Genomic DNA, 17350 nt, shown 5'->3' with positions numbered 1-17350 from the left:
GCCATGCCTGGTAGAGCTGCACGGAATTTCCAGGCCTGCGGCGGCCCACCGGCCTGGCGCCGTGAAATCCAGCCACCTGCCCCGCCCCGGCAAATCCATTTGAATCTCCGCCTAAAGGTTGTTGACAAAGCGCCGTTATTGATTTGGCAACAGCGAAGCACACAGCCAAAAACAAAAAAACGGCGGCGCTTCGTTCCATTCACCACCGGGATTCCAATAAGGGAGACGACCCATGGCACAGGTAATCAACACCAATACGATGTCGCTTAACGCTCAGCGCAACCTGAGCACCAGCGGCAACTCGCTCGCTACCACCATCCAGCGCCTGTCGTCGGGCCTGCGCATCAACAGCGCAAAAGACGACGCCGCCGGCTTGGCGATTTCCGAGCGCTTCGGCACCCAGATCCGCGGTCTGGACGTCGCAATCCGCAACGCCAACGACGGGATTTCCCTTGCGCAGGTAGCCGAGGGCTCTCTGAGCGAAGTGGGCAACAACCTGCAGCGCATCCGCGAACTGGCGGTACAGGCCTCCAACGCGACCAATTCTGCCAGCGACCGAAAGGCACTGCAGGCTGAAGTGACCCAGCTGGTCAGCGAAATCGACCGCGTTGCCAAGCAGGCGGACTTCAACGGCACCAAGTTGCTGGACGGTAGTTTCACCAGCCAGCTGTTCCAGGTCGGCGCCAACGCGGGCCAATCGATCGCTATCAGCAGCGTAGTCGATGCCCGGGCCAACTCGCTGGGTTCGGCCCTTTTCGCGGACGCCCTGAAGGCTACGGTACTGGGCGATGACGACGCGAAGGCGGCAGCAAACACTACCTACCAAGGCCTGCAGATTCAGGTGGCGGGCGATGGCGTTGATTTGGATGACGCCGAGGCACGGACTTTCGATATTGGAGACATCAACGTCAAGGCTGGCGAGTCAATCGCTGCTGCGACCGTGTCGGCCATCAATGGCAAGATCGGCGAAACCGGCATCTATGCCGAGATCGGAAAGGACGGCGGCATCATCCTGAGTTCGGTCAAAGCTGGTCAGCAGTTCAAGATTGATGCTGATGGTGAAGCGGGCACGGCACCAGACGGCTATACCGTTGAAGCTGCTACGGATGCAGTACTCGGTCTTGCAGGCACGGGCGGCACCATTCCCACCGACGGCAAGATCACCACTCTGCAGGACATCTCGATTACTACCGCTGCAGGCGCTCAGCAGGCGCTGGAAATCGTAGATAAGGCTCTTGAATCCGTGAACAGCGTCCGTGCCGACCTCGGTGCCATCCAGAACCGCTTCACCTCGGTCGTTGCCAATCTGCAGACCTCGACGGAAAACCTGTCGGCCTCGCGAAGCCGGATCCGTGATACGGATTTCGCGAAGGAAACTGCCGAACTGACCCGCACCCAGATCCTGCAGCAGGCCGGTACGGCCATGCTGGCCCAGGCGAACCAAGTACCCCAGAACGTGCTCAGCCTGCTGCAGCGCTGACATGAGTCGCCCCTGAAGCACGTCGGGGGCGCCTAACCCAACTCACGTGCAACTGCTCAAGGACCTCTCCTCATGGCACAAGTCATCAACACCAACACGATGTCGCTCAACGCTCAGCGCAACCTGAGCAGCAGCGGCGCTTCGCTGGCCACCACCATTCAGCGCCTGTCCTCGGGCTCGCGCATCAACAGCGCGAAGGACGACGCCGCCGGCCTCGCCATCTCGGAGCGTTTCGGCACGCAGATCCGCGGCATTGACGTCGCCATCCGCAACGCCAATGACGGCATCTCGCTCGCCCAGACTGCCGAAGGCTCGCTGTCTGAGATCGGCAACAATCTGCAGCGTATCCGTGAGTTGTCGGTGCAGTCCTCAAACGCCACCAATTCCGCCAGTGATCGCAAGGCCCTTCAGGCCGAAGTCACCCAGCTGGTCTCGGAAATCGATCGAGTTGCCAAGCAGTCCGACTTCAACGGCACCAAGCTGCTGGACGGCTCGTTCAACAGCCAGCTGTTCCAGGTTGGCGCCAATGCAAGTCAGGGCATCGCTATCGACAAGATCGTGAATGCGAAGACGGATTCTCTTGGCTCGGCAACCTTTGCTGAAGCCCTCGTCGGCACCGCTCTGGCCGACACTGCTTCGGAGCCTGCTGCAAACACTACTTACCAGGGCCTGCAGATCAAGGTCGCGGCTGAAGGCGTTGAGCTGGATGCTGACGAGGCCAAGACGTTCGATATCGGCGACATCAGTGTCAAGAAGGGCGAGTCCATTGCAGCCGCTACCGTCTCCGCCATCAACGGCAAGATCGGTGAGACCGGGGTCTACGCTGAACTGGGCAAGGACGGCGCCATCACCTTGACCTCCGTCAAGGCCGGCCAACAGTTCGCTACCGCTATCTCTGCCGATATAGACGCCGCCACGGTTCCCGAAGGTTACGAGGCGACTACCGCAACCGCAGAATTGCTGGGCCTGGCTGCCGCAGCTGACACCGGCGGCACCATTGCCGAGGACGCCAAGGGCTCCACTCTGAAGGATCTGTCCATCACCACCGCAGCCGGCGCGCAGCAGGCGCTGGATATCGTCGACAAGGCCCTGGAGTCGATCAACAGCAGCCGCGCCGACCTGGGTGCGATCCAGAACCGTTTCACCTCGGTCGTTGCCAACCTGCAGACCTCTACGGAGAATCTGTCGGCCTCGCGTAGCCGCATCCGCGATACCGACTTCGCCAAGGAAACCGCAGAACTGACCCGCACCCAGATCCTGCAGCAGGCCGGTACGGCCATGCTGGCCCAGGCCAACCAGGTGCCGCAGAACGTGCTCAGCCTGCTGCGCTGATCCACGCCTGCATCGTCCGCGCCGTCGGCTCCAGCCGGCGGCGCGGGCAATCCGAGGGCATCGCAAAGCACGCGCAGGAACGGGCCATGACCATGGGCCGGACACTCTCCCGGTCGCCACACCTCGTGGCCATGGCCCGCCCCTGCGGCAGAACTGTTATCAGCGCTGTTTGTTTGACTGAGCACCCCGGGTGGCTTCGTCTCCCCCCGTTTTTCAGTAGCCTGACCCCTCCTCTGCATTGGAGGAGGGTTTTTTGCAGGCTACCCAGCAAAGACGCGGACCGCCGCCCCTGCCCCAGGACACCTGCAACCGGCGTGCCAAACCCGCCCTCGCCCTGGCTGGCACAACTCCTGCATCAACGTGGTTCTAAAGACCTGGCGGCTACGGCCGCTACTTTCGTTGATGGCATCGCCCTGCGACTTCACGGCAGCGGCTATAAACAGGAGATACAACGTGGCGGACTTCGGTTACGGCGGCATCGGTTCAGGGCTGGACATTTCCGGCATGGTCAGCAGCCTGGTGGCGGCGGATCGCAAGCCGGCGGACAACGCACTGAACCTGCAGCAGTCCAAGGCCAAGATGCAGCTCTCGGCGATCGGCACGGTCAAATCCGCGTTCGATACCCTGAACACGGCATTGAAGGCGCTGAAGGCCAACACGGCGTTCGACGCACGTACTTTCTCGGCGAGCAAATCCGGTACAGACGAGATATTGACGGTCAGCGGCACCAATGCGGCGGCCGCCGGTTCCCACGCCATTGACGTGAAGGAACTCGCCACGGCCAACAAGTGGATTGCCGACACCTCGCTCCCGAAGACGGATACGTTTGGCGCCGGAACCCTGACGCTCACCGTGGGCGTGGGCGACAAGCAGAAGACGCTGAACATCAATGTCGAAGCAGACGACACCCTCAGCTCGATCCGCACCAAGATCGAGAAGGCGGGGCGCGCCTCGGGCGTCCAGGCCACGCTGATTTCCTCCGGCGACAACCAGTTCCTGTCGATTTCCCAGGAGAAGTCCGGTACGGCCAATGCAATCAAGCTGACCGCCGACCCCTCCAATGCCAAGCTCGCCGCTCTGGCAAACAGCCTGTCCGAACGGACCCCCGCCGCGGACGCCAGGCTGCTGATCGACGGCGTGGAGGTCACCAGTAGCGAAAACACCGTCACCGACGTGGTGCCGGGCCTGACGCTGAACCTCAAGAAGACCGGCGAAAGCACCGTCACCATCACCACCGACGTCGCCGCGGCGCGCAAGGTGATGCAGGACTTCGTCACCGCCTACAACGGCGCCATCGCGGCGATCAACACCGCGACCAAGTACGACATCGAGAACAAGGAGTCCTCTTCGCTGACCGGCGATGCGCAGATGCGCGGCGCCTCCAGCCAGCTGCGCAGCATGATGGGCGGCATTCTCAAGGATCTCTCGGCCGCCGGCCTGGACCCGAAGAAGATCGGCCTGCAGACCCGCGCCTATCCCAATGCCGATGGCAGCCTGGTGCTGGATACCGCCAAGTTCGACGCGGCCCTGGTCAATCAGGGCGGTGCCGTGCGCGAGGCCTTCACCGGTGATGACGGCGCGGCGGCGAAGCTGTTTGCGATGGTGGATGGCTACGTCAATACCACCGTCGGCAAGGAAGGCGCCTTCGTCTCGCGCACCAAGAGCATCAACAATACGCTGACGGACATCGACAAGCGCCGCAAGGCGCTCGATGTCCGCATGGAAGGCGTATCCGAACGTTACAAGAAGCAGTTCCTCGCGCTCGATGCGCTGATGAGCAAGATGAGCCAGACAATGTCCAGCCTTACCTCGCAGCTCTCGCAGCTCAGCGGTTGATCGATCGCAGCAGCGGACTCAAGTTGAACCGGCCCGCTGCCGATATCACTGGCAGGACACCTAGCAGGCTCCACCCGGTGCCGACGATGTCGCGAACTTCGCGGCCCCGCATGAAGGAGACATGATTGATGTACGGTTCCAACCGTCAATTCACCGAGCAGTACCGCAAGGTCGGCGTGCAGAGTTCGGTTACCGATGCCGACCCGCACAAGCTGGTCGCGTTGCTGCTGGCCGGTGCCTGCGAACGCCTTCGGCTCGCCCTGGCCTGCATGGAGCGCGGCGACCAGGCACGCAAAGGCAAGGCGATCGGCGAAGTCTGCGCGATCGTCGGCCACCTCAACGGCTCGTTGGACCATGAGGCCGGCGGCGAAATCGCCGGCAACCTGTCCTCGCTGTATGACTACGTGATGCAACGGTTGACCGAGGCCAATCTGCACAACGATCCGGCCGCATTGTCCGAAGCGCTTGAACTGCTGGGCGAGATCGATGCGGCCTGGAATGCCATCCCGCAGCAGCAGCGCCAGACCGCGCAGGTCGCCCCGTGACCTCGCTTGGCGCGCTGAACGCCCGTCTGGATGCGCTGGAAACCGCGCTGCACGACGAGAACTTCGACGAAGCGGGTCTGCAGCTGGATGCGCTCGACGCGGCCCAGCGTGACTACCTGGCCGGTCCCGCGGCCGGCTTCGATGTTCCTGGCCTGTCCTCGCTGCAGGCCCGCCAGCAGCGCATCATGCTGTTCATGATGCGGCAGCGCGAAGAGGCCAGCCGGCACATCCACAACGGCCACCAGTCCCTTCGCGCCGCGCAGGCGTACCTGACCGCAGAATCCCTGACATGACCGACCTTCGCACCAGCGCCATCCATCACCCGGCCGAAAGCGAGCTGTTCGATGAGACGCTGAGCTGCGACGTGGCGCTGCCGGCCGAGTTCCGCATCGGCAGCGCGGTGATCCGCCCCGGCACGGCCGAGACCCTGCTGCGCAGCGTGGCGCTGGTGGAGGATGCCCGCGGCGATGACGGGCATGACGAGCGCAGCGATGCCACCCTGCAGGTGCAGCGCCTGGAAGCCAAACTCGATCTGGTCATGGTGCTGCTGGGCCGCCTGGTCCGGCAGAGTGCGCAGGACCTGCCACTGCGCCCCCTGCGCTGGTCACGCCGTGGCATCCGCCTGGAACAGGGCAGCCGCAGCGGCGCCGCGCCGGGCAGCATGGGCGTGATCCGCCTGCAGCCCTGCGATTGGCTGCCCGACCATATCGACCTGCCCGTGGTGATCGTGGCCGAAGCGGCCAATGGCTCCGGCGCGCACTATCTGTGGCTGCGTTTCGAAGGGCTCAGCGATGCGCTGGAGATGGCCCTGGAGCGGCATCTGTTCCGGCTGCACCGTCGCCAGATCGCAGAAGCACGTCGCCTGCGTTGACCGTACGGCCCCGACTGTGACGCATTCGGCTTGGCGGTAGGCCTTCACTCCGTTAAGGTGACGGCCTCCCCGCTCCCCAAGCAGCCTGTGCGCGTTCTCATCGTCGATGATCACACCCTGGTCCGTGCCGGCCTCAGCCGTCTGCTGCAGGGCTTTGCCGACGTCGAGGTCATCGCCGAGGCCAGCAACGCCGAGCAGGCGCTGCAGCTGAGCGTGCAGCATTCCCCGGATGTCGTCCTGATGGACCTGTCCCTGCCCGGCCGTACCGGGCTGGAGGCCCTGAGCGACATTCTCCTGCGGACGCCCGGCTCGCGCGTGGTGATGATGACCATGCACGACGATGCCGTGCACGTTCGCGATGCGCTGGATCGTGGCGCGGTCGGCTTCGTGGTCAAGGATGCCGCGCCGCAGGAACTGGAACTGGCGTTGCGCGCCGCGCATGCCGGCCAGGTGTTCCTGAGCCCGCAGATCTCGGCCAAGATGCTCGCCCCCATGCTGGGCAGGGAAAAACCAGTTGGAGTCGCAGCCCTGTCGCCACGGCAGCGCGAGATCCTGCGCCGTATCGGCAAGGGCGAGAGCAACAAGGAAATCGCCGCGGACCTGGGCATCAGCGTCAAGACGGTGGAAACCCATCGCGCCCGGATGATGGAATCGCTGGGCTGCCGCCGCGCCAATGACCTGGTGCTGCTCGCTGCCCGGCACCAGCACGAGCTGGAGTGATCAGCGCCGGTTCTCCGGCACACACGGCTTCCCCGCCACGCAGGGTGACGGATTTTTGAAGCCCGGCCGGCAGGCTGGGCACGGAAAGACAAGGACTGCGCGCCAACGCACGTCAAAATACCGCGCCGATGTCGGGATATCCCCTACACACTGTCAGGCATTTGACGACCCGACTCAGGAACCCCCTGATTCCCGGTGTACGGGAACACAAGCAAGATGTGTTCCATAACGCACCGGGGAGTCGGTGCGAACGGGGAACCACCTTGAAAGCCTCCATGTCGACCCAGATGGGTCAGCAGCTTCACCTCACCCCTCAGCTCCTGCAGTCCATCCGTCTGCTGCAGCTGGACGGCATGCAGCTGGAACTGGAGATCCGCCGCGCGCTGGAGACCAACCCGCTGCTGGAACTGGAAGAGGCGCCGGAACCGGTCGCTGCCGACACCGATCCGGTCAGCACCACCCAGGACGTGGCTGCCTTCGACGAACTGCCGGAATCCTCCCTGTGGGACGTGCCCGGTGCCGGCTGGCAGGACGGCGACGATGACCGCATGCAGCGCGTGGCGGCCGGTGAGTCGTCCGATCCGCAGCTGCGCGCCCTGCAGCGCCTGGCGATGGAAATGGATGCCCGCGAGCTGGCCGTGGCCGGTTTCTGGCTGGAGCACTGCGACGACGCCGGCTATTTGGATGCCCCGCTCGCCCAGCTGACCCTGCTGGCCAGTGCGCGCTGCGATGTGGATGCGGCCGGCGTGGAAGCGGTGCGCCAGCAGATCCTGCACGGCGATCCGGTCGGCCTGGCCGCCCAGGACCTGCACGAATGCCTGAGCGTGCAGCTGCGTTGCCTGCCCGGCCGTGTACCGGCCCGCCACCTCGCCCAGCGTGTGCTCGACGACGGCCTGGCCGCGCTGGCCGCCCACGACTACCCGGCGCTGGCCAAGCAGCTGGATGCCGAAGTCGCCGACATCCATGAAGCCGTCCGCCTGATCCTCTCGCTGCAGCCGCGTCCGGGTGAGAGCCTGCTGCCGGACAGCAACGGGGTGGTGATCCCGGACGTGGTCGCCTGGCACGCCGATGGCCAGTGGCGCGTCGCGCTCAACCCGGCCACCAGCCGCCGCCTCAGCATCAACCCGCAGTACGAGCAGGCGCTGGCCGAGACCAGCGACGCCGCACAGCCGCTGCGCGACATGATGCAGGAGGCCCGCTGGCTGACCCGCGGTCTGTCGATGCGCTACGACACGCTGCTGCGCACCGCGCGAGTGATCATCGAGCGTCAGGCCGGCTTCCTGACCCGTGGCGAAGAAGCGATGGCACCGCTCACGCTGAAGGAAGTAGCCGACGAAATCGGCATGCACGAGTCCACCGTCTCGCGCATCACCACCGGCAAGTACCTGCAGACCCCGCGCGGCACCCTGGAACTGAAGCACTTCTTCGCGGTGCGCCTGGAAGGTGCCAGTGTCTCCGGCCAGGCCGTGAAAGCGATGGTGCGCCGCCTGATCGAGTCCGAACCGGCCGCCCGGCCGCTGGCCGACGAAGCGATCGCCGGCCTGCTCTCGCGCCAAGGGGTGAACATCGCCCGCCGTACCGTTGCAAAATACCGCGAACAACTGGACATCGCCCCGGCGCGCGAACGCCGCCGCAGCCATGCCAGCACCCCGCACCTCCTGGCCCGGGTGGGCTGAAGGAAATGGAAGACATGAACAAGCTCACCGTCCTGCTGGTCGACGACCACGAAGGTTTCATCAACGCCGCCATGCGCCACTTCCGCAAGGTCGACTGGCTCGATGTGATCGGCAGCGCCGCCAATGGCCTGGAAGCGATCGAACGCTCCGAGTCGCTGCGCCCGAAGGTGGTGCTGATGGACCTGGCCATGCCGGAGATGGGCGGCCTGCAGGCCACCCGCCTGATCAAATCGCAGGATGACGCGCCCTACATCGTCATCGCCAGCCACTTCGATGACGCCGAACACCGCGAGCATGCCCTGCGCGCCGGGGCCGACAACTTCGTCAGCAAGCTGTCCTACATCCAGGAAGTGATGCCGATCCTGGAAGGCCTGAAGGGGAACGGATCATGAGCGAATCCCGCATCCTGGTACTGGACAACGACGCCGTGCGCGCCGAGCGCACCGTCGCCCTGCTGGAGTTCATGGACTTCAACCCGCGCTGGGTGGCCGACGCCAACGATTTCGACATTACCCGCCACCGCCCCAACGACTGGATGGCCGCGATCATCGGCGGGCTGGACAATTCCGACCGCAGCGATGCGCTGTTCGCCTGGCTGGGCAAGGGTGCCCTGCCCCCGCCGGTGATGCTGATCGACGGCGACACCACCGCATTCGCCCAGCAGTTCGGCCTGCACGAGGCCAATGTGTGGCCATTGGAAGCGCCGCTGCGCCACGCGCAGATGGAAGGCCTGCTGCGCCGTGCCAGCCTCAAGCGCCTGGATGCCGAGCACCAGGCCGGCGCCGTGCAGGACCAGGGCCCGACCGGCGATGGCGCGGCCGTCACCCAGCTGCGCCGGATGATCGAGCAGGTCGCCGCGTTCGACACCACCGTGCTGGTGCTGGGCGAATCGGGCACTGGCAAGGAAGTGGTCTCGCGCTCGATCCACCAGCGCTCGCCCCGCCGCGATGGCCCGTTCGTGGCGATCAACTGCGGCGCCATTCCGGCCGACCTGCTGGAAAGCGAATTGTTCGGTCACGAAAAAGGCGCCTTCACCGGCGCACTGAGCGCCCGCAAGGGCCGCTTTGAAATGGCCGAGGGTGGCACCCTGCTGCTGGATGAAATCGGCGACATGAGCCTGCCGATGCAGGTCAAGCTGCTGCGCGTGCTGCAGGAGCGCAGCTTCGAGCGCGTCGGTGGCAATCAGACCATCCGCTGCAACGTGCGCGTGATCGCCGCGACCCACCGCGATCTGGAATCGCGCATCGCCGACGGCAAGTTCCGCGAGGATCTGTTCTATCGCCTCAACGTGTTCCCGATCGATGTGCCGGCCCTGCGCGAGCGCAGCGAAGACCTGCCCGCGCTGGTCACCACCATCGCCGGCCAGCTGGCCCGTACCGGGCGTGGTGAAGTGCGTTTCACCGGCGAAGCGCTGCAGGCCCTGGCCGCGTACGAGTGGCCCGGCAACGTGCGCGAGCTGACCAACCTGGTCGAGCGCCTTGCCGTGCTGCACCCCAGTGGCAACGTGCGCGTGCAGGACCTGCCGGCCCGTTATCGCGGTGACTTCGCCGCCGCCGCGCCGGTGGCCGTAGCGGCGCCAGCCGCCGTGGCCGACGAACGCCTGGACCTGCGCAGCTTCTCCTTCCACACCCCGGGCGCCCAGAGCACCCCGGCCCTGGACAACGGCAACGGCCCCGTCAGCCGCGCCCCGGCCCTGCCCGACGACGGCCTGGACCTGCGCAACCACATGGCCAACATCGAGTTGAACCTGATCAACGAAGCGCTGGAACGCACCCAGGGCGTCGTCGCCCACGCCGCCCAGCTGCTCGGCCTGCGCCGCACCACCCTGGTGGAAAAACTGCGCAAGTACGGCATCGAGCGCGACCAGACCGAACTGGCTGGCTGAGCCGATCAACACGTGGAAACCAGAAGCCCGGGCCTGTCCCGGGCTTTTTTGTGGATCTGTCAAATGGTCTCCGCCTCGAAGGCTCAGAGCACCCTCCGCCGGTTTTCCGGCGTCGACTCTCCGGCACGCCACCGCGTCACACCGCCGCTCGGCCACTCCCCGGCGCCTGACGAAGATCACGGCCGCGCCTGCAGGCGCTGCTGAATACGCAAACCCGCGCCCCCCTTACAAAACTGAACCACTCATCCGTTTCGGCACGGCACTTGCAACGTATTCCCGTGTAACCCACCCCTGCTTCGGAACGTTCCAGATGTCGCACTCCGTCACCTCGATCCTTTCTCAGATCCGCACCTTCCAGACCCAGATAGGGCAGCCCGCCGTCAGTCCGCTGACGGAGCTGCCGCGCAGCAATGCCATCCAGGGTCTGGTGTCCCCCCAGGAGATCCAGGGCCCGAGCTTTACCGAAACGCTGCGCGGCGCCATCGCCGGCGTCAACGATGCGCAGCAGAAATCCGGCGCCTTGGCCAAATCCTTCGAACTGGGTGAACCCGGTGCGGACCTGGCCAAAGTGATGGTCGCCTCGCAGCAGTCCCAGATCGCCTTCCGCGCCACCGTGGAAGTCCGTAACCGTCTCGTCCAGGCTTATCAGGACGTGATGAACATGCCGCTGTAAGGATAGAAACGCATGGCCCTGTCGCTCTCCAAAGAATCGCTGAACACCGAAAAGGCTGGGCAGTGGTTCGACCGGCTGCAAAGCCTGCAGATCACCCGTCGGCTCGGCCTGATGGCGATGATCGCCGTGGCCGTGGCGGCAGGGCTGTTCGTGTTCTTCTGGTCGCAGAAGCCGGGCATGGTGCCGCTCTACACCGGGCTGGACCAGAAGGCCACGGCCGAGGCCACCGACCTGCTGCGCGCGGCGCAGATTCCCTTCCAGCTGGATCCCGCCACCGGCGGCATCACCGTGCCGGAAAAGAACCTGCACGATGCCCGCCTGAAGCTGGCCGGCTCCGGCCTGACCGACAGCGGCCGTCTGGGCTTCGAACTGATGGAGCGTGACCCGGGCTTCGGCGTCAGCCAGTTCATGGAAAACGCCCGCTACCAGCACTCGCTGGAAACCGAGCTCTCGCGCACCATCAACACGCTGCGCCCGGTCCGTGATTCGCGCGTGCACCTGGCCATCCCCAAGCCCAGCGCCTTCACCCGCCAGCGTGACGTGGCCAGTGCCTCGGTGGTGCTGGAGCTGCGCGGTGGCCAGCAGCTTGAACGCGGCCAGATCGATGCGATCGTGCACATGGTCGCCGCCAGCATCCCGGACCTGGCGCCCGAGCGCGTCACTGTGGTGGACCAGAGCGGGCGCATGCTCAGCGTCTCCGATCCGAACAGCGAAGCGGCCATGAATGCCGCGCAGTTCGAGCAGGTGCGCCGCCAGGAAACCTCGTTCAATCAGCGCATTCGCGAGCTGCTCGAGCCGATGACCGGCCCCGGCCGGGTCAACCCGGAAGTCAGCGTGGACATGGATTTTTCGGTGATCGAAGAAGCCCGCGAGCTCTACAACGGCGAGCCGCAGAAGCTGCGCAGTGAGCAGATGAGCGAAAACAGCAGCAACGTGCCCGGCCCGCAGGGCGTGCCCGGGGCTGCCAGCAATACCCCGCCCGGCCCGGCCGCCGCACCGGCCACGGCGCAGGCGCCGACGGAAACCTCCAAGAACGCGACCCGCAACTACGAGCTGGACCGCACCCTGCAGCACACCCGCCAGCCGGCCGGTCGCATCAAGCGCGTCTCGGTGGCGGTGCTGGTGGACAACGTGCCGCGCGCCGGTGCCAACGGCAAGATGGCCGACCAGGCCCTCTCGGCGGCCGAGCTGACGCGCGTCGAAGCGCTGGTCAAGCAGGCGGTCGGCTTCGATGCCGAACGAGGCGACACGGTCTCGGTGATGAATGCCCCGTTCGTGCGCGAAGTGACGCCGGTCGAAGGGCCGAAGTGGTGGGAGCTGCCCCAGGTGCAGGACGCCTTGCGTCTGCTGCTCGGCGCGATCGTGGTGCTGGCCCTGGTATTCGGTGTGCTGCGCCCGGCGCTGCGCTCGATCACCGGCCAGACCAAGCCCAAGGATGACGAGCTGGAACCCCACCGTGCCGATGTGCAGCTGGTCGACGATGGCGAAGGGCTGCCGGCGATCGGCAGCGAGCGCCTGCACGCGGCCGGACATGAACCGCTGGCGCTGCCGGTGGACTCTTACGAGGAACGACTGCGCATGGCGCGTGAAGCTGTAAAGACCGATTCCAAGCGCGTGGCCCAGGTGGTCAAGGGCTGGGTGGCCAATGATTGATGCACCTCCCCCGCTGACCGGCGTTCAGCGCGCTGCCGTCCTGCTGCTCTCGCTGGGTGAACTGGACGCGGCCGAAGTGCTGCGCCACATGGAGCCCAAGGAAGTCCAGAAGATCGGCATCGCGATGGCGACCATGACCGACATCACCCGCGAGCAGGTCGAGCGGGTCATGGACCAGTTCGGCAGCGAGCTGGGCTCCAAGACCTCGCTCGGCGTGGGCTCGGACGACTACATCCGCAACATGCTGGTGCAGGCGCTGGGCACCGAAAAAGCCGGCAGCCTGATCGACCGCATCCTGCTGGGGCGCAACACCACCGGCCTGGACGCGCTGAAGTGGATGGATCCGCGTGCCGTCGCAGACCTGGTCCGCAACGAGCACCCGCAGATCATCGCCATCGTGATGGCCCACCTGGAAACCGACCAGGCCGCCGACGCGCTCAAGCTGCTGCCCGAACGCACCCGCGTGGACGTACTGCTGCGCATCGCCACGCTGGATGGCATTCCGCCGAACGCGCTCAATGAACTCAACGAGATCATGGAGCGCCAGTTCGCCGGCAACCAGAACCTGAAGTCGTCCAACGTGGGCGGCGTGCAGTGTGCGGCCAACATTCTGAACTTCATGGACAGCGGCCAGGATCAGGCGATCCTCGGCGAGATCGCCCGCATCGATGCCCCGCTGAGCGGCCGCATCCAGGACCTGATGTTCGTGTTCGACGATCTGGTCGACCTGGACGACCGCGAACTGCAGCTGGTGCTGCGCGAAGTCAGCGGCGAGCGCCTCGGCCTGGCCCTGCGCGGCGCCGACATCAAGGTACGCGACAAGATCACCCGCAACATGTCCCAGCGTGCCGCTGAAATCCTGCTCGAAGACATGGAAGCCCGCGGCCCGGTGCGCCTGTCCGATGTGGAAGTGGCGCAGCGCGAGATCCTGGCGATCGTCAAGCGGATGGCCGATGAAGGCACCGTCACCATTGGCGGCAACGCGGAGGCCATGCTGTGAACAACGCCGTGCGCTGGCTTGCCCCGGACCTGCTGGCGGTGCCCGAGCCGCCGCCGGAAGAGCAGTTCGAGCTCACCGAACCGGATCCGGAGCACGAGCCGGAACCGCTGCTGCAGCTGCCGACCCTGGAAGAAATCCAGGCGATCCAGGACAGCGCCGAGAAAGACGGTTTCGATCAGGGGCACGCCGAAGGGCTGGCCCAGGGCCAGGCGGAAGTGCGCCGGCTGATCGCGCAGATCGAAGGCATCCTGGATAACTTCAGCCGGCCACTGGTGCGGCTGGAGAACGAAGTGGTCGCCGCACTCGGCGAGCTGGCAGTGCGGGTGGCCGGCAACCTGGTCGGGCGTGCCTACGAGGCCGAACCGGAACTGCTGGCGCAGCTGGTCAATGAAGCGGTGGATGCCGTTGGTGGCGCGAGCCGCGATGTGGAGGTCCGCCTGCATCCAGACGACATCGCTGCGCTGGCGCCGGTGCTCAACCTGGCCCCGAACCAGCGCCTGACGCCGGATCTGAGCCTGAGCCGCGGCGACCTGCGCGTGCATGCCGAGGCCGTGCGCATCGACGGCACGCTGGATGCACGCCTGCGCGGCGCCCTGGATGCGGTCATCCGCAAAGCCGGAACCACCCCATGAACACCGATACCCTGCCCCCACCCGCCGAGTGGACCGCCGCGCGCAACCTGCGGTTGGCGTCGCGACTGGACAACATCCGCCCGGATACCGCGCATGGCCGCGGCCTGATCCGCGAAGGCGTGCTGCGCCGCGCGGTTGGCCTGACGCTGGAAGCAGTCGGCTGTGAAGCGCCGATGGGCGCCAGCTGCAAGGTCGAGGTGGCCGACGGTGGCTGGGTCGATGCCGAAGTGGTCGGCTTCGCCGGTGAACGCACCTACCTGATGCCCAGCGCCGAACTGCACGGCCTGCTGCCCAATGCGCGGGTCGTGCCCTCGCTCGGCCGCGGTGGCGTGGAAGTGGGCGAAGGCCTGCTCGGCCGCGTGATCGACAGCGACGGCGTGCCGCTGGATGGCAAGGGCCCGATCCGCGCCGAAGGCACCGTCGGCATGGCCGGCGTCTCGATCAACCCGCTCTCGCGTGAGCCGATCACCCAGCCGCTGGACGTGGGCGTACGCGCGATCAACGCCTTGTTGCCGATCGGTCGCGGCCAGCGTGTCGGCCTGTTCGCAGGCTCCGGTGTCGGTAAATCGACCCTGCTGGGCATGATGACCCGCTACACCGCCGCCGATGTCATCGTGGTGGGCCTGATCGGCGAACGTGGCCGCGAGGTCCGCGATTTCGTGGAAAGCACGCTGGGCGAAGAAGGCCTGCGCCGCGCCGTGGTGGTGGCGGCCCCGGCCGACCGCCCGCCGCTGGCCCGCCTGCACGGTGCCTACCGCGCCACCGCGATCGCCGAGTGGTTCCGCGACCAGGGGTTGAACGTGCTGTTGCTCATGGACTCGCTGACCCGCTTCGCCCAGGCCCAGCGCGAGATCGGCCTGTCGGTCGGTGAGCCGCCGACCACCCGCGGCTATCCGCCCTCCGTATTCGCCAAGCTGCCCGCACTGGTTGAACGCGCGGGCAATGGCGCCAAGGGCCGCGGCTCGATCACCGCGTTCTACACCGTGCTGACCGAAGGCGATGATCCGCAGGATCCGATCGCCGATGCCGCACGCGCGATTCTTGACGGCCACATCCTGCTCTCGCGCCGCGTCGCCGACAGCGGCCTGTACCCCGCCATCGACGTGGAGTCCTCGGTCAGCCGCGTGGTCACGGAAATTGCCGACGAACCGTGGCGCCTGCGCATCCGCAAGCTCAAGCGGCTGGTCTCGGCGTATTCGTCCAACCGCGACCTGATCGCGATCGGCGCGTATCAGCGCGGCAACGATCCGGCGACCGACGAAGCGCTGGAGCGCTGGTCGGACATTGTTGAATTCCTCGGCCAGGACGTCGGCAAAGCCGCCGACCTGCCGCACAGTCAGGCCGCCCTCAAGCGGCTGGTGGAACCAGAGAGTTAAGCCATGATCCAATCCAAGCGCTTCGACCCCTTGCTGAAACGAGCCCAGGACCACGAAGACGAGGTCGCCCGCGACCTGGCCGAGCGCCAGCGTGCGCTCGACACGCATGTGTCGCGCCTGGATGAGCTGCGCCGTTACGCCGAGGAATACGCCGGTGCCCAGATGTCGGCCACCAGCCCGGCCCAGCTGATGAACCGCCGCGCCTTTCTGGATCGCCTGGACAGTGCGGTCGCCCAGCAGCGCCAGACCGTGGACAACAACCGCGAGAAGGTGGACGCCGAGCGCGCCCGCCTGTTGCTGGCCAGCCGTGACAAGCAGGTGCTGGAACAGCTCGCCGCCAGCTACCGCGCGCAGGAAAAGGTGGTCACCGACCGCCGCGACCAGCGCGAGATGGACGATCTCGGCGCCCGCCGTTCGCGCCAGGCGCAGCGCGAAGAAGGCGAGAACGGAGGCAGCCCGTGATGCCTTCCGGCCTGCTCGGCGGCGCCGCCTCCGCGCAGAATGCGGGCGGCACCTCGTCCAGCCCCCGCGCGGACAGCACCCGCGGCACCGACCGTCGGGACTTTGACGCGCTGCTCAAGCCAGGTCGCGAGGCGCCCCGCAACGACACGCCGCGCAACGCCGGCAGCAGCCGCGACGCAGGCAAGAGCGCCACGACCGGCACCGCCAGCCAGGACAAGGACGCCGCGACACGCCCCGCCAGGCCCTGCGCCAGGAAGGCAGACGACACGGTCGCCCCCCCCGATACCGCTGCCACGGCACCGGCCACGGCGGAGAAGCCGGCCGCCGAACCGGCCGACGACACCGAGGCCGCATGGCCCCCGCTGGGGCTGGCCGGGCTGGCATTGAACGGCCTGCCGGTACCGGCGCCCACGCCCGTCACACCCGTGGCGACCGGCGCCGCCGCGGGCGCCAATGCGGCCCTGCCGGCCGTGGCCACCGCAGCCCCGGACGCCAACGCGACCCCGCCGGTGCTGGCTGCCGCGCCATCCACCGACGGCAGCATCGCCCTGCCCGCCTTGGCTGCCGAGGCTGCGCCGGCCGACGATGCCTTGCTGCTCAAAACCTTCACGGACGCCTTGACCGCGGCCACCAACGACGGCCCCGACGCCCCCGCCAGCCCGCTGCTGCATGCACTGCAGGGCATGACCGAGGCCAAGCCGACGGTGGCCAGCCTGTTCACCGGCTCGCCTACCGCCACCCCGCATCTGGGGGGTGAGGAGTTCGACGATGCCGTCGGCGCGCGCGTCGGTTGGCTGGCGGACCAGAAGATCGGCCACGCCCACATCAAGATCACCCCGAACGACCTCGGTCCGATCGAGGTGCGCCTGCAACTGGACGGCGACAAGGTCCATGCGAGCTTCACCAGCGCCCACGCCGACGTGCGCCATGCACTGGAAAGCAGCCTGCCGCGCCTGCGCGACCTGCTTGGCGAGCAGGGCTTCCAGCTTGGCAACGCCGATGTAGGCCACCAGCAGACCGCGCCCGATGGCGGACGAGGCGATGGCCGCGGCGGAATGAATGGCGAGGACGGAGAACCGGCGCTGGCCGACACCACGCTGTCGCCCTCGCAGTTGATCCGCCAGCGCGGCCTGGTCGACGCCTACGCGTGATCGCACGCGGCGGCGCGGGCTCCACCGCGCCGCCAGAAAGCCGACACGTCGTCTTCAG

17 protein-coding genes are annotated in these 17350 nt (G+C 66.5%); all 17 read left to right on the top strand.

Annotated features, from left to right (window positions below):
- Positions 1–232: 232 nt before the first annotated feature.
- Positions 233–1480: a flagellin gene (locus ABE546_RS00545; protein ID WP_346462255.1), complete on the top strand. Its 1248-nt coding sequence runs from the start codon at positions 233–235 to the stop codon at positions 1478–1480.
- 72 nt (positions 1481–1552) lie between these two features.
- Complete coding sequence (locus ABE546_RS00540) at positions 1553–2812, top strand: flagellin (protein ID WP_346462253.1); 1260 nt, start codon at positions 1553–1555, stop codon at positions 2810–2812.
- A gap of 453 nt (positions 2813–3265) precedes the next feature.
- Positions 3266–4648: a flagellar filament capping protein FliD gene (fliD, locus tag ABE546_RS00535; protein WP_346462251.1), complete on the top strand. Its 1383-nt coding sequence runs from the start codon at positions 3266–3268 to the stop codon at positions 4646–4648.
- A gap of 128 nt (positions 4649–4776) precedes the next feature.
- A complete protein-coding gene (gene fliS, locus ABE546_RS00530) occupies positions 4777–5193 on the top strand; it encodes a flagellar export chaperone FliS (protein WP_121036752.1) in 417 nt (138 codons plus the stop codon).
- Positions 5190–5486, top strand: a complete 297-nt coding sequence (locus ABE546_RS00525; RefSeq protein WP_346462249.1) for a hypothetical protein — start codon at positions 5190–5192, stop codon at positions 5484–5486. The genes fliS and ABE546_RS00525 overlap by 4 nt, the downstream gene beginning before the upstream one ends.
- Entirely contained in the window at positions 5483–6064 is a 582-nt protein-coding gene (locus tag ABE546_RS00520; protein WP_346462248.1) for a PilZ domain-containing protein, read from the top strand. Before ABE546_RS00525 ends, ABE546_RS00520 begins: the two co-directional genes overlap by 4 nt.
- Before the next feature lie 87 nt (positions 6065–6151).
- Entirely contained in the window at positions 6152–6784 is a 633-nt protein-coding gene (locus ABE546_RS00515; RefSeq protein ID WP_026070039.1) for a response regulator transcription factor, read from the top strand.
- 263 nt (positions 6785–7047) lie between these two features.
- Positions 7048–8460 (top strand): RNA polymerase factor sigma-54, encoded by a 1413-nt coding sequence (gene rpoN, locus ABE546_RS00510; RefSeq protein ID WP_346462246.1) that lies wholly within the window; start codon positions 7048–7050, stop codon positions 8458–8460.
- Between the two features lie 14 nt (positions 8461–8474).
- On the top strand, positions 8475–8852 hold the full coding sequence (locus ABE546_RS00505; protein WP_026070040.1) for a response regulator transcription factor: 378 nt from the start codon (positions 8475–8477) through the stop codon (positions 8850–8852).
- Positions 8849–10345: a sigma-54 dependent transcriptional regulator gene (locus ABE546_RS00500; RefSeq protein ID WP_313211862.1), complete on the top strand. Its 1497-nt coding sequence runs from the start codon at positions 8849–8851 to the stop codon at positions 10343–10345. The genes ABE546_RS00505 and ABE546_RS00500 overlap by 4 nt, the downstream gene beginning before the upstream one ends.
- 310 nt (positions 10346–10655) lie before the next feature.
- Entirely contained in the window at positions 10656–11018 is a 363-nt protein-coding gene (gene fliE / locus ABE546_RS00495) for a flagellar hook-basal body complex protein FliE (protein ID WP_313211863.1), read from the top strand.
- A gap of 12 nt (positions 11019–11030) precedes the next feature.
- The gene (gene fliF / locus ABE546_RS00490) at positions 11031–12671 is read left to right on the top strand and encodes a flagellar basal-body MS-ring/collar protein FliF (RefSeq protein WP_313218265.1); all 1641 of its coding nucleotides are present in this window, start codon (positions 11031–11033) and stop codon (positions 12669–12671) included.
- 13 nt (positions 12672–12684) lie between these two features.
- On the top strand, positions 12685–13671 hold the full coding sequence (gene fliG, locus ABE546_RS00485; protein WP_026070041.1) for a flagellar motor switch protein FliG: 987 nt from the start codon (positions 12685–12687) through the stop codon (positions 13669–13671).
- Entirely contained in the window at positions 13668–14303 is a 636-nt protein-coding gene (locus ABE546_RS00480) for a FliH/SctL family protein (RefSeq protein ID WP_088435059.1), read from the top strand. Before fliG ends, ABE546_RS00480 begins: the two co-directional genes overlap by 4 nt.
- Positions 14300–15679, top strand: a complete 1380-nt coding sequence (locus tag ABE546_RS00475; protein WP_313218264.1) for a FliI/YscN family ATPase — start codon at positions 14300–14302, stop codon at positions 15677–15679. Before ABE546_RS00480 ends, ABE546_RS00475 begins: the two co-directional genes overlap by 4 nt.
- Before the next feature lie 3 nt (positions 15680–15682).
- The gene (gene fliJ / locus ABE546_RS00470) at positions 15683–16141 is read left to right on the top strand and encodes a flagellar export protein FliJ (RefSeq protein WP_070471607.1); all 459 of its coding nucleotides are present in this window, start codon (positions 15683–15685) and stop codon (positions 16139–16141) included.
- Positions 16141–17292, top strand: coding sequence for a flagellar hook-length control protein FliK (locus tag ABE546_RS00465; RefSeq protein ID WP_346462693.1), 1152 nt, complete (start codon positions 16141–16143; stop codon positions 17290–17292). Before fliJ ends, ABE546_RS00465 begins: the two co-directional genes overlap by 1 nt.
- Positions 17293–17350 lie beyond the last annotated feature (58 nt).

This window comes from Stenotrophomonas sp. TWI377 (genome assembly GCF_039674525.1).
In the GTDB taxonomy this organism is placed as follows: Bacteria; Pseudomonadota; Gammaproteobacteria; order Xanthomonadales; family Xanthomonadaceae; genus Stenotrophomonas.
Note: the sequence above shows the minus strand (reverse complement) of the source record. Positions and strands in the feature narration are given on the sequence as shown.